The organism is Singulisphaera chitinilytica (assembly GCF_049331405.1).
GTDB lineage: Bacteria > Planctomycetota > Planctomycetia > Isosphaerales > Isosphaeraceae > PoT.
Window position 1 is genome coordinate 1385011 of record NZ_CP186274.1, and the last position, 13306, is coordinate 1398316.

General features: G+C 66.8%; 8 protein-coding genes. 4 read left to right on the forward strand and 4 right to left on the reverse strand.

Annotation, left to right across the window (positions count from 1 at the left end; translation table 11 throughout):
* Positions 1-26: 26 nt before the first annotated feature.
* Together ACOYYX_RS05320 and ACOYYX_RS05325 are read left to right on the forward strand one after the other, a co-directional pair.
* A complete protein-coding gene (locus tag ACOYYX_RS05320; protein ID WP_422931594.1) occupies positions 27-2888 on the forward strand; it encodes a PVC-type heme-binding CxxCH protein in 2862 nt (953 codons plus the stop codon).
* 21 nt (positions 2889-2909) lie between these two features.
* Entirely contained in the window at positions 2910-3299 is a 390-nt protein-coding gene (locus tag ACOYYX_RS05325) for a DUF5658 family protein (protein ID WP_422928898.1), read from the forward strand.
* 26 nt (positions 3300-3325) lie between these two features.
* Here the strand turns inward: ACOYYX_RS05325 and ACOYYX_RS05330 are convergent, their stop codons facing one another.
* Together ACOYYX_RS05330 and ACOYYX_RS05335 are read right to left on the reverse strand one after the other, a co-directional pair.
* On the reverse strand, positions 3326-4726 hold the full coding sequence (locus ACOYYX_RS05330; RefSeq protein ID WP_422928899.1) for a neutral/alkaline non-lysosomal ceramidase N-terminal domain-containing protein: 1401 nt from the start codon (positions 4724-4726) through the stop codon (positions 3326-3328).
* Between the two features lie 134 nt (positions 4727-4860).
* Positions 4861-6957: a prolyl oligopeptidase family serine peptidase gene (locus ACOYYX_RS05335; protein ID WP_422931595.1), complete on the reverse strand. Its 2097-nt coding sequence runs from the start codon at positions 6955-6957 to the stop codon at positions 4861-4863.
* A gap of 1329 nt (positions 6958-8286) precedes the next feature.
* On the opposite strand from ACOYYX_RS05335, the gene ACOYYX_RS05340 reads away from it, so the two are divergent.
* The gene (locus tag ACOYYX_RS05340; protein ID WP_422928900.1) at positions 8287-8727 is read left to right on the forward strand and encodes a response regulator; all 441 of its coding nucleotides are present in this window, start codon (positions 8287-8289) and stop codon (positions 8725-8727) included.
* A 493-nt stretch (positions 8728-9220) separates the two neighbouring features.
* Here the strand turns inward: ACOYYX_RS05340 and ACOYYX_RS05345 are convergent, their stop codons facing one another.
* A complete protein-coding gene (locus ACOYYX_RS05345) occupies positions 9221-9562 on the reverse strand; it encodes an ArsR/SmtB family transcription factor (RefSeq protein ID WP_422928901.1) in 342 nt (113 codons plus the stop codon).
* A 289-nt stretch (positions 9563-9851) separates the two neighbouring features.
* Positions 9852-10469: a GNAT family N-acetyltransferase gene (locus ACOYYX_RS05350; RefSeq protein ID WP_422928902.1), complete on the reverse strand. Its 618-nt coding sequence runs from the start codon at positions 10467-10469 to the stop codon at positions 9852-9854.
* An 822-nt stretch (positions 10470-11291) separates the two neighbouring features.
* Here ACOYYX_RS05350 and ACOYYX_RS05355 point away from each other — a divergent pair.
* A complete protein-coding gene (locus tag ACOYYX_RS05355; protein WP_422928903.1) occupies positions 11292-13292 on the forward strand; it encodes an NAD(+) synthase in 2001 nt (666 codons plus the stop codon).
* Positions 13293-13306 lie beyond the last annotated feature (14 nt).

Sequence of the window (13306 nt, forward strand, 5' to 3'; positions counted from 1 at the left end):
CGAATGAGAGGGAGAGGGTCGTGTCCATGTTCGGGATCAGGCTTCGCCGGGTTTGGGCCTTGGGATTGCTGGGGACGGGCCTCGTCGCCCCGGCGGCGGTCGTCCTCGGCGCGGACGACACCAATGCGGATCGCCCGAAGGCGCTCGACCCGCGGCTCGAGGTGATCCAGTACGCCGCCTCGCCCGACATCGTCCAGCCGATCTCGATCGACTTCGACGCGAAGGGGCGCCTGCTCGTCATCGAGAGCCACACGCACTTCCGCCCCGAGGGCTATCAAGGGCCCGCCGCCGACCGCGTGCGCCTGCTCGAGGACACCGACGGGGACGACAAGGCCGATCGGATCACGACCTTCTTCGAGGGCACCCGCTTCTCGATGGACATCGCCGCGCACCCGTCGGGCTCGGTCTACCTGGCGACGCGCAACGAGATCCTCAAGCTCGCCGACGCCGACGGCGACGGCAAGGCCGAGGCGACTCGCCGCGTCGTCTTCCTGGAGACGGCCGGCGACTACCCGCACAACGGCCTCTCCGGGCTCGCCTTCGACGCCAAGGGGGATCTCTACTTCGGCCTGGGCGAGAACCTCGGCGCCGACTACATCCTCCGGGGCTCCGACGGGGCCCGGATCCTCGGCGGCGGCGAAGGGGGGAATATCTTCACATGCTCGCCCGATGGCAAGAACCTGCGGAAGGTCGCCACGGGCTTCTGGAACCCCTTCGGCAACGGCTTCGACATCTTCGGCCGGCTGTTCACGATCGACAACGACCCCGACTCGATGCCCCCTTGCCGGCTCCTGAACGTGGTCGAGGGAGGGGATTACGGCTACCAGTTCCGCTACGGCCGGTCGGGTCGGCACGTCTTCCAGTCGTGGAACGGCGACCTGCCCGGCACCCTGCCGATGCTCGCCGGCACCGGCGAATCCCCCACCGAGGTCCTCAGCTACGAGTCGGACGGCCTCCCGCCCGAATACCTCGGCAACCTGCTCGTCCCGACCTGGGCCGACCACCGGATCGACCGCTACAAGCTCAAGCCGCGCGGGGCTTCGTTCACGTCGGAGGCCGAGCCCTTGGTCCGCGGCGGCAAGGACTTCCGCCCCGTCGGCCTGGCCGTCGCCCCCGACGGCTCCCTCTTCTTCAGTGACTGGGTCCTGAGCGACTACAACCTCCACGGCAAGGGGGCCGTCTGGCACCTCCGGGCCAGCTCTCGGACGAAGCCCGAACGCCCTTCCGACACCAAGCAGGCGCTCTTGAGCGGGCACCGGCCCGCCCGCGAGGCCGCCGCGCAAGCCCTCGCGTCCGATGGCGCCGGGCGTGCCTACCTCCGCGAACAACTCGCCAACAAGGATGTCCGCATCCGCGCGACGGCACTGACCGCCCTCACCGTCGCGGGCGATGCGCAGGTGGATCTGAAGGCGATCGCCTCGAACGACGCCGACCACGGCCTGAGGGCCGTCGCCGTCCGCTCGCTCGCGGCCGGGAAGGGGGGAGACGCGCGGCCCTTCCTCGACCCCAAGAATCCGCCCGGGGTCAGGATGGAGGCCGTCGCCGCGCTCGAATCCATCGAGGACCTCCCGCGCCTGCTCGCGACCCTGGCGGAGCCCGACCCCTTCCTCCGCAACGCGGCCGTGCAGAGGCTCGCGTCGGCCCCCGCGTTGCTCGAGGCCGCCGACCGCCAGACGATCGCCGACCCGAAGGCGAGGGCGGGGCTCCTGCTCGCCCACCGCGCGACGGGCAAGCCCGAGGCGAGCCGCGTGGTCGCCAGATTCCTCGCCGACCCCGACGACGACGTGCGGTTCCTGGCCGCGAAGTGGGTCTCCGACCAGAAGCTCACGGGCTATGCCCGCGCGATCGACGAGGCGATGGCGGATCCGAGGCTCAACGTCCGGATGTACTCGGCCTACGCGACGGCCGCGGCCAGGCTCCGGGGCCAGGAGGTCCAGGAGTCGGCCCTGGCCGGAGAGTACCTCAAGCGCGTGGCCGACCCTCGCGTCGACCCCGCCCAGCGCGTCGCGGCCCTGCGCCTGATCCCGTCGAACCACCCCGCCTTGACGCCCGATTTCCTCGGCAAGCTCATCGCCGGGGACGACCCGGCCCTGCGCCTGGAGGCGACCCGAGTCCTCTGCGACCGCCCCGCCCCCGGGCGCAAGGGTCGCCTCGTCGCCGAGGCGAAGGACACCAAGGCGGGGCTCCCCGAGCGGGCCCAGGCCATCGCGGGGCTGGCGGATTCGGCTGGCGAGATCGTCGCCGACCTGCTCGCCTTCGCCGAGTCGGATCGGCCCGAGCTGCGCGACGAGGCCCTCCGCTCCCTGGTGCAGACCCCGCTCGACGCTTCCGCCCGCGATCGGCTCAATCGGGTGGCGCAGAAAGATCCGGGCACCTCATCGCTGGCGAGGCGGGCGCTCGGCGAGCCGTTCGCCGAGGGTCGGCCGAAGGTCGATGCCGTCGACGCCTGGCTCGCGCGGCTCGAAGGCCAAGGCGACCCCGAGGCGGGGCGACGCATCTTCTTCCATTCGAAGCTCGCCGGTTGCTACCGCTGCCACCGGGTCGACGGCCGCGGCGGCGACGTCGGCCCCGACCTCAGCACGATCGGGCGGACGGATCGCCGGCGGATCCTCGAGTCGATCCTCCAGCCGAGCAACGAGGTCGGCCCGAGCTACCAGGCCTGGCAGATCGAGACGGCCGACGGCAAATCCCTCACGGGTATGCTCGTGCGAACGAACCTCGATGAAACGACATACGTCGACGCGAAGGGGGAATTCTTCAAGGTGCGCGAGACCGACGTCTCGGAACGCCATGGGCTCTCGAACTCGATCATGCCCAACGGGCTGCCGGACCTGCTGACCGAGACCGAACTGCGCGACCTGCTGGCCTACCTCGCCTCGAGGCGCTGAGGCCGATCGGAGTATCGACCCGTGGACGACCGCAAGAAGAGTCGGAGTGCCGCGACGCTGCGGTTCCTCTTCAGTGACCACAGCCGCCTGCGCACCGAGGCCGTGGTCCTCGTGCTGTTCAGCCTGGGCGATCTCCTGATGACGTATTTATTGCTCTGGCAGGGGGGGAACTTCTACGAGGCCAACCCCGTCGCCGACTTCTTCTACTCGCGCTGGAACATCGCGGGGATGACGATGTTCAAGTTCGGCCTGGTGGGCTTCATCCTGGTGTTGAGCGAGGTCATCGAGCGGCATCGCCCGGGGCTCGGCCGGGCGATCATGATCCTCGGCTGCGTCACCGCGCTGGCCGTCACCGTCCACGGCCTCCGGCTCCTGATGGCCCACGTCGGCTGGGAGCCTCCCCTCGGCTGAACGCGAGGGGAGGCTCCAACGCGATCTCAACGGGCCAGCTTCTTGAGGAGGCCGATCGCCGCGTCGGCCATCGCCTCGCCGCCGCCGGGGAGGACGCGGGAGTTGACGATCTCGTAGCTCCCCTCGGAGAACGCCTTCTTGGTGGGGACATACGAGGGGATGTCGTTGGCCAGCTCGATGACGAGCGTCGTCTTGAACGGCGAGGCCTTCTTGATCGCCATGCCGATCTCGACGAAGACCTCGCCGGGGAGCGTGACGATCGCCACGTCGGGGCTCAGTCGGAAGGCCTGGACCTCGAGCGGCACGGTCCCCTTGGGGTAGTTGTCGGCGAGGTCGACCACCGTCACCGTGCGCACGGCGTCGAGGAAGGCGAGCTTCGGGTCCCCGACGAGGTCGAGCTGCGAGCGGGACTTCGCGACCTCATCGGCCTTGACCGTCTGCGTCGGCACCTCGACCACCGCACGCGCGACATCCAGCGAGGGGGCCGCGATCGGCTCGAGGCTCGGCAGCTTCGCGAGCACCGTCCTCGCCAGCTCCCCGCCGATCTCGGCCGCCTTGCGGACGGTCGTCGTCTTCACGTCGATGTGATTGATGTCGCCGCAGGTCCCGGTGCCGAAGAGGGACTGCACGTCCGGCCCCAGCGCCTTCTTGATGGCCTCGTCGAGGAAGTGGGGGTAGTCGGCCGAGTACTCGGTCCCCGAGACGGTGTCGAGGTGGAGGGCGTAGACGGTCAGGATCCCTTTCGGCGTCTTCCCATCCGGTTCGGCGAAGCTGATCAGCCCCACGTCGGGGTCGATCGGCCCGGCCACCTTCGCGATGTTGGGGTTGAGCAGGCCGGGGTTGAAGACCACGCGGCCGTCCTTGAGGTGGAACCGGCGATTGAACGCGAGCCGATCCTCCTGCGCGATCCCGGCGGCGAGCTTCGTCGGAGCCAGCGCCGCCTGCGCCTTGACGACGGCCTCGACGAGCGACTCGACGAGCTTGGCCGGGTAATCGACCTCTTCGAGCACATCCTTGCCATTCTTCTCGATGGCACGCTCGTGGAAGTGCTTGCGCAGGACGCCGTAGAAGAGGGGCCCGGTGTGGCTGTGCGTGGCGCAGATCGCGACGTTCTCGACGGGGATCTTGCAACGCTCGGCGATCAGGGATCGCGCGTTCGAGGAGATCTCCTGGGGCATGGCGATCAGGTCGCAGAAGATGAGCGCGGCCCGGCGGTCCTCCTGGCGGAAGACGATCGCCTTGGCAAAGAGCGGATCCTTCGTGCCCGTGTTCGTCCGCTCGTTGAAGTAGCCGGCCATCCGGTAGCCGCGGGGCGGGGTGATGTCGACCGCGGCGATCCCCACCGCGACCTCCTCGGCCTGGGCGAGGTCGGGGCCGGCGAGCGCCCCGAGGAACAGCGAGAGGACGAGGCATCGAACCTTGAGCATGAGTCGGGATCTCCTCGTAGGGGGGATGAGCTTCATCGAAGCGGGAGGGGGGAAACGGGAAGGGGCGTCCCGACCTCTGCCGGCCGGCAGGTCTCGAGACGCCCCATCCTCAGGTCGGACTGGCGGGGCGAGGGTCAGGGCTTGACGCTGATCTGGAGGACCTTGGTCAGGAAGCCCCAGCGGTCGGCGGCCTCCTCGACGATCTTGCTCGTCGGCTTGCCCGCGCCGTGGCCGGCCTTGGTCTCGATCCGGATCAGGATCGGGTTGTCGCACGACTGGGCCGCCTGCAGGGCCGCCGCGAACTTGAAGCTATGCGCGGGCACGACGCGGTCGTCGTGGTCGGCCGTCGTGATCATCGTCGGCGGGTAGCAGGTCCCCGGCTTGACGTTGTGCAGCGGCGAATACGCAAAGAGCGACTTGAACTGCGCGGCGTCGTCGGACGAGCCGTAGTCGTCGACCCAGGCCCAGCCGATCGTGAACTTGTGGAACCGGAGCATGTCCATCACGCCCACCGCCGGCAAGGCAGCCCCGTAGAGCTCGGGACGCTGGGTGATGCAGGCGCCGACGAGCAGGCCCCCGTTGGAGCCCCCCATGATCGCGAGCTTGGGGGTCGACGTGTACTTGTGGGAGATCAGCCACTCGGCCGCGGCGATGAAGTCGTCGAAGACGTTCTGCTTGCGGTCCCGGGTGCCGGCCTTGTGCCACTCCTCGCCGTACTCGCCGCCGCCGCGGAGGTTCGGCTGGGCGAAGATGCCCCCCATCTCCATCCAGACGAGGTTGCTGGCGCTGAAGGCGGGGGTCAGGGCGATGTTGAACCCGCCGTAGCCGTAGAGCAGGGTGGGGTTCTGGCCGTCGAGCTTGATCCCCTTCTTGTGGCTGATGAACATGGGGACGCGCGTGCCGTCCTTGCTCTCGTAGAAGACCTGCGTCGTCTCATAATCGGCCGGGTCGAAGGCGAGCTTCGGCTTGCGGAAGAGGGTGCTCTTGCCCCCCTCGATGTCGTAGCGGTAGACGACCGGCGGGGAGTTGAACGAGGCGAACGAGTAGAAGGTCTCCTTGTCGGAACGCTTGCCGCCGAAGCCCCCGGCCGTGCCGAGGCCAGGCAGGTCCACCTCGCGCTGGAATGTGCCGTCGAGGCCGAAGACCTTGACCTGCGTGTGCGCGTCCTTGAGGTACGAGACGATGAAACGGTCGGCGATCACGGAGATGCCGCCGAGGGTCTCGGCAGACTGCGGGATCACTTCCTTCCAGTCCTCGACGGCCGGCTTGCGGGTGTCGATCGCGATCACGCGGCCCCTGGGGGCGTCGCGGTCGGTCTTGAACCAGAAGACCGGGCCGTCGTTCTCGATGAACGAGTACTCATGGTCGAAGTTGTCGATCAGCTCCACGATCGGCGAGTTCGGCTCGTCCAGCTTCTTGTAGAGGATCCGATACTTGTTGTCCGTCCCCTTGGCGACCGTGATGACCAGGTATTTGCCGTCCTCGGTGACGTTGCCGTGGAACTCCCACTCCTTCTGGTCGGGACGCTCATAGACGAGGACATCCTCACCTTGCGGCGTGCCGAGCTTGTGGAAGTAGAGCTTCTGGTAGTAGTTGACCCCCTTGAGGTCGTCGCCCGGCTTGGGCTCGGGGAACCGGCTGTAGTAGAAGCCTGCGCCGTCCTTGGTCCACGAGGCGCCCGAGAACTTGATCCACTTCAGGTGGTCCTCGCGATCGCTGCCCGAGGCCACGTCGCGGACCTTCCACTCCTGCCAGTCGGAGCCGGCCGCGGCCAGGCCATAGGCCAGGAGCGAGCCGTCGTGGCTGATCGACGTGCCGGCCAGGGCGACCGTGCCGTCCTTCGACAGCGTGTTCGGGTCGAGCAGGACTTTCGGCTCGGCATCCAGCGAGGGCAAGGTATAGAGGACGCTCTGGTTCTGGAGCCCGCTGTTCCTCGAGTAGAAGTAGCGGCCCCCCTCGCGGACGGGGACGCCGAACTTCTCGTAGTTCCAGAGCTCCAGCAGGCGGTTCTTGATCGTCTCACGCGCGGGGATCGACCCGAGGAAGTCGCCCGTCACCTTGTTCTCGGCCTCGATCCAGGCCCGGGTCGGCGCCGAGTCGGGGTCTTCGAGGGCCCGGTAGACGTCGGCGACCTTGGTGCCGTGATAGTCGTCGACCGTGTCGGACCGGGGGGCGTCCGGGTAAGTCCCCTTGTTCCTGGTTTCGGCCTGGGACGGGCTTCCTAAACTCATGACCACCAGGGCTCCCGCAAGTCCCGAGACGAGTGATCGAGGCATCGTTGAGTTCTCGCTCCGTGGACAACATCGATAATCAGCCGACCTTGTCATTCCGCCAACGAGTGTAGCGACCCGAGGCACCGCCTCCAACCGGATGCCCTCCCGTTCGCCCGAGTTTGGGCCGGGAATGGTCGGGCTAAGACGCAATCATAAAAAGATCCCAAGAAACGAAGACTCGTGGATATCGCCCGGCTTTAGCAGGCGCGATGTCCGCGTATTTAGGGGCGATCGGGCCGATATCCCGGGGTCCTTGGACGCCGCCGAACTCGCCGTTAGCGGGGCCTGCGCAGGCGGGCGTATCTGGAGGGGTGGGGAGGCTCGGCGACCTCATCCATTGGGCCGTCGCGCCGGCATCCTCAAGCCACCGTTCGATCCCGAGTACCCATGCAAATGGCTGCGTCGGCGTGCCGATGAGGCGTCGAGAGCGAGGCGCGACGGGGCGAGTTCGCGTCCCGCAGGAGGGCTCGGCCTTCTCAAGAAAAGGCTCGACGTGACCAACTAAATTGGGTTGCAATCTCGTCAAGTGAGGCCGCGATTCTACACGGAAAATTTTCGCTTGACGTGCTATGGGAGGCGACCTTAATTCTTAATGAGATGTGCGTCCCACATGCTCCAATAATGGCCGATTAGGCGACGAAGTCAGGCACGTCAAGGTCGACGTGGAACCCCGAACGACTCACGCCGAGCGGATCGCATTCGTATGTCAGGAAGCCGGCTCCGGATGAACCTCCCGATGCGATAGGCCCGAAGGCGGGGCGGTGCAGGGGACCCTCCCCGCCGCCCAGTCCCCCGGATCGCGTCGTGCGGCGGCAGGAAGGGCGATCGGTGCGGTGGCCGAGGCCCTGGCTCCATTCGCGAAATCAGGATGATATGATGGTATTCGAAATCGATGAAGAATCCCGGCCGTCTTCGCCCCCATCCCCGGCGTTTCGCGCGGGGTACGACGTCTCGGGGCTCCGAACCGGGGACCTGGATCGACGAGGGTCGTCTCGAACTTGATGACGTTCACGAGCGGGACAGGGCGAGTCATCCATGGGATTCGGGGCCGTCGCCCCGACGATCTCGCGCCGTTCGCGGGCCCCCGCGGCTCCCCAACCGGGGCCGCCGCCGACGCCGAAGTCCGGTCGGGTGACCGGCATGACGCCGAGGCCGAAATGGACGCGGGGGCCGACGAGGGCCTTCGGGCCATCGCTATTGGAACCATGGGTGTTCACTGCACGACGCGGGAAGAGTAAGCCAGCACCATTTCCCTCTCGGGAATGAGATCGACGGGAGTCGTAAGTAATGAGCGAACACAACAGGACGACCGGCCGCCTCCTGATCGTCGAGGATAATGCGATCTCGCGACGGGCCCTCGAGATGCTGCTCCGCCTCAGAGGCTGGCAGGTCTTCTCGGCGGCGACGGTCGCCGAGGGCCTATCCCTCCTCGATGAGGCGCCCGACTGCGTGCTCCTCGATCTCATGCTCCCCGACGGCGAGGGGGAGCAGGTCCTCATGGCCATCCGCGAGCGCAACCTGAACTGCCGCGTGATCGTCACGACCGGCTGCCACGAGGCGGCCCGGAAGAAGGCCCTGCTCCACCTCAACCCGGATGCGATCCTCCAGAAGCCGCTCGACTTCGCGCAGATCTGCCGGGCCTGCCGGGTCATCCAGGCCCCGTCATCCTCGCCCTCGAGCCGCCCCTCGAACTTCGTCGCCTCGAGCGGATGGCAGCGTCACGCCTGAGCACCGCGCCCGGTTCGAACCATCGAGGCGTGGGGATCCAGGCCGCTCCCTCGAGCCGGGTTTCAAGCATGGTGTGAAGACGTCTACCGCCCATGCGGGATACGCTTCATCGATGAGTGCGTGGGCCTCTCGAACGAGGCCTGGCCGAGGAGGCGGGATGGTCGCCGGGGCGAGGCGCGATCAGGCCCGCGGCCCGGCCTGAGGCGGGACGAGGCCGGTTACAAGGCGTCTACGAATGCGAATTCGTTCGGATGTGAATCGGGGAGGAGTCCCCCGACGGACGCGACTCGACGCGGGAGGCGGGCGAGGCCGGTTGGCGGACGCCGGTAGCTCCCGTCCGAGTGGGTCGGATCGTGGCGTTCGATGGGTTGAGGTGGGAGAGGCGAACGCCGATCAGGCGAAGCTGGGGACGTGTCCGTCGAGGCGGGGTCGAAAAGGCCACGTGACGCACAAGCGGCGCATGCCACGCGGCCGAAACGAGCCGGGACCGGACTCAGGCGATGACGGTCTTGACGACCTTGGCCAGCTCCTCGCCGACCTCGGTCAGGGCGTAGAAGTTGTTCTTGCCCTGGCGTCGCGGGGCGATGATGCCGCCGTGGCGGAGGAGGGCCAGGTGGTGGCTGACGGCCGGCTGGCTCTGGTTGAGGTGCTCGCTCAGGGCGCCGACGTGCTTCTCCCCCTCGTCCAGCATCAGGATCACCTGGAGGCGGGTGGGGTCGCTCACCTGCTTGAGCAGGGTGGCCGCACGCTGAGCCAGCTTGAGGCGCTCGGCGGCCTCTTTCTTGGTCTTGCTTGCCTTGGTCGCGGAAGTCTTGCTACCCGTCGCGGTTGCCATCCAATCATCCTCCGATTCACTAATGAATTGCGAGTGATTTGACGATTCGTCAAGCTCGCCTTTGAGAACTCGGTAAAGGTGCGCCCAGACCGGGCCCGGCCTCTTCACCTACTGATTAGGAGAAGGCTAGGCTTACTTCTTCGTCGGCTTTTACGACTGTCAAGGTCACAACGCCGTGGCCTGATACAACCTCATCTCGTAAATTGTTATGATGATTGAGCTGCTTGTCAATATCTCTCCGGTTCATGACGATAAGTTTTCCAATCGATCCAGGTTTGCGCAGGTCATCTTACGAAGACGACACATGAGTGTGAAAGAGTACGTGAGGGGAACCACCGTGGATGATCTCGCGATCGAACGTGAATCCGAGTTTCTCCATCACGCGCCGTGAGCCGAGATTCGTGGCGGATGTGAAGCAGGCGAGCCGCTTCAGGCCGAGCGGCCCGAACCCGATCCCGAGGATCTCGCGGCCCACCTCGGTCGCGAGGCCCCGCCCCCAGAACTCCGACATCAGCGCGTAGGCGAGCTCGATCTCCGGCCCGTCGCCCACATCCACGTGCCTCAGGCCCGCCCGCCCCACGTACCTCCCGGTCCCCGGCTCCCGCAGGATCCAGAGGCCGAAGCCGTGCCGATCCCAATGTTCGACACTTTCACTCAAGAATCGATCCGACTCGTCTGTCGATCGGACCCCGCCCAGCGTGGCCATGACCTTCGGGTCCCGGTGCATCACCAGCAGGTCCTCGCGGTCCTCCATCCGGATCCGCTCGCCACGCAATCGTTCGGTCTGGATCGTCGGGACCATCGGGGGGCTCGCGTGGGTTGTAGCGATCCTGTCGAGGAGGCCGGCGTCGGCGGCGACGGGCTCGAGCGGGCTCGTCCGTCGTGCGCCGGGCGCGACTCCAAGCATGATCTCCCGTCTCGTTCGCAAGAACGGGGTCGCGGTCGCGGGGAGGCGGGAGGAGTGCTCGTCGGTCGCCCCTTGCACATTCTTATCGCTAACCTGTGACATGAAAACCATCAGTTTGGCAAAACCCGGGCCGAGGCCGGGGGGCCGTCGGCGCATCGCCGACAATCCCTACGCCCGGACCCGCATCAGGGGCCGCACAATCCCATACTCGCAAGCTTTCTTTACAATTGTCTGCAAAAACCACCTCAATTTTCATGTGAACCCGTACAGGTGTCTCCGCATCGTAGCATGAGCGTGTGTGAAGATCCACATCCGGCTCTATGATCAGGCATCGCGGGCACGAGAGCGACCCGAGCGCGGGCCCCGGCCCTCGTCGACTTATCCGAAATCGAGCCCGGTGTCGAGGCGAGGCTCGCCGGAATCCCGCCCGGGCTCCGGCACGACCTTTGATTTCATTCGGTGTGATCGCCCGCCAGCCTATTCACGTCGGCGTATTTGAGATTATGATTCAGATATAGCAGGCTGTCGGCACGGCGCAAGAAATAGGTTCGTGATTTCCGACGATCGGGCGACGACTCGCCCGAATTTTTTTCGAGATGGGCCCGGGGTGAGCATAAGGTATCCTGGGCGCGAGGTGTTCGCCCAGGATGCCGGGCCCCGCGTCCGAAATCGGTCACGGCGAGGCCCGCCGGGCGTCCCCCGGGGCGGGCGGCCGGCCCACCGGTCGGCCCGTCGGACCCCGGTGCCCTGAAATCCGGAGGGGGGCCGCGCACGCCGCTTCCCGTCCCCGGCCCTTGCCGGCTGTCGGAGAGTTTCCGAGTCATGAATGAGTATGGGTTCGTTCGGGTCACTTGCGCGGCCATCAGGACGTCGGTCGGGAATCCGACCGCGAATTGCCGCGAGATCATCGGGGTCCTGGGGCAGGTCGCCGACAGCGACGTCGTGCTCTTCCCCGAGCTGGCGGTCACCGGCTACACCTGCGGGGACCTCTTCGGCCAGGTCGCGCTCCTGAAGGCAGGGATCGAGGGGACCCTGCGCATCGCCGAGGCCACCCGCGGGCGCGAGCAGCTCGTCGTCGTCGGCCTCCCCTTGCCGCTGACGAACAGCCTCTACAACGCGGCCGTGGCCATCAGCGACGGCGAGGTGCTGGGGATCGTCCCGAAGCAATTCATCCCGAACTACAAGGAGTTCTACGAGAGCCGCTGGTTCAGCTCCGCCAACGGCGGGGAGCCGAAGGAGGTCGACTTCGGGGGGCGTACGGTCCCGTTCGGTATCGACCTCCTCTTCCGGGCCAATCGCCGCCTCGTGGTCGGGATCGAAATTTGCGAAGATTTATGGATGCCGATCCCGCCCAGCTCGGTCCAGGCGATCGCGGGCGCGACCTTGCTGCTCAACCTCTCGGCGAGCAACGAGACGATCGGCAAGAGCCAGTACCGCCACGACCTCGTCGTCGGGCAGTCGGGGCGGTGCATCGCCGCCTACGCCTACTCGAGCGCGGGGCCGACCGAATCGACCACAGACCTCGTCTTCGGCGGCCACTGCCTGCTCGCCGAGAACGGCCGCCTGCTCGCCGAGTCGTCCCGGGTCGGCGACGGCCATCCCATCCGGCGCGACTCGTACTTCATCACCCAGGACGTCGACGTCGAGAAGCTCGAGAGCGACCGCCGCTCGACGACCAGCTTCGACGACTGCCTCAAATACGTCTCCCCCTTCCGGCACGTCGAATTCACGCTCTCAAGCATGATGACGGGGCTGAAGCGGTTCGTCACCGGGACGCCGTTCGTGCCGGTCGAGGGGCCGGAGCTGCATCGCCGGTGCGCCGAGATCTTCGGGATCCAGTGCGCGGGCCTGGCGAAGCGGATCGAGAGCCTGCCGAAGGGGACCCCCCTGAACCTCGGGATCTCGGGGGGGCTCGACTCGACCCTCGCCCTGCTCGTCGCCGTGAAGACGTGCGACATGCTCGGGCTCGACCGCCGCACGATCCAGGGGACGACGATGCCGGGCTTCGGCACGACGGCCAGGACCAGGAACAACGCCCTGCAGCTCATGGAGCAGCTCGGGATCGGCAACGAGACCATTGATATCAGCGGGCTCGCGCTCAAGACATTTCAGGAACTGAAGCACGCCCCGTTCGGGGTGGACGCCGGCGAGCTTGATCTCGAGTCGTTCCGCAAGGCGCTCGCCGAGGTCCCCAGGGAAAGGCGTCACGACCTGACGTTCGAGAACGTCCAGGCGAGGCTCCGCACCTTCATCCTGATGTCGAAGGGGTTCGTGATCGGGACGGGGGACCTCTCCGAACTGGCCCTGGGGTGGAGCACGTACAACGGCGACCAGATGAGCATGTACAACCCGAACGGGTCGATCCCCAAGACGCTCGTCAAGTTCCTGGTCGAGTATGCGGCCCGCGAGGAGTTCGAGGCCGGCCCCGTCCGCGAGACGCTCCTCTCGATCGTGGGGACGACGATCTCCCCCGAGCTGCTGCCGGCCAGCAAGGGGGGCGAGATCGAGCAGTCGACCGAGGACGTGCTCGGGCCCTATGAGCTGCACGACTTCATCCTCTTCAACGCCGTGCGCTGCGGGTTCGCGCCGGAGAAGATCCTCTTCCTGAGCGGGTTCGCCGAGTTCACCAAGCCCTATCCTCGCGAACTCATCGAGACGACGCTGAAGACCTTCTACCGACGCTTCTTCACCCAGCAATTCAAGCGGTCGTGCCTGCCGGATGGCCCCAAGGTGGGCTCGGTGAGCCTCTCCCCGCGCGGGGACTGGAGGATGCCGAGCGACGGCGACGCCCACGAGTGGCTCCGATGGGCGAACCGGGGCTGAGGCCCGCGCGCTCC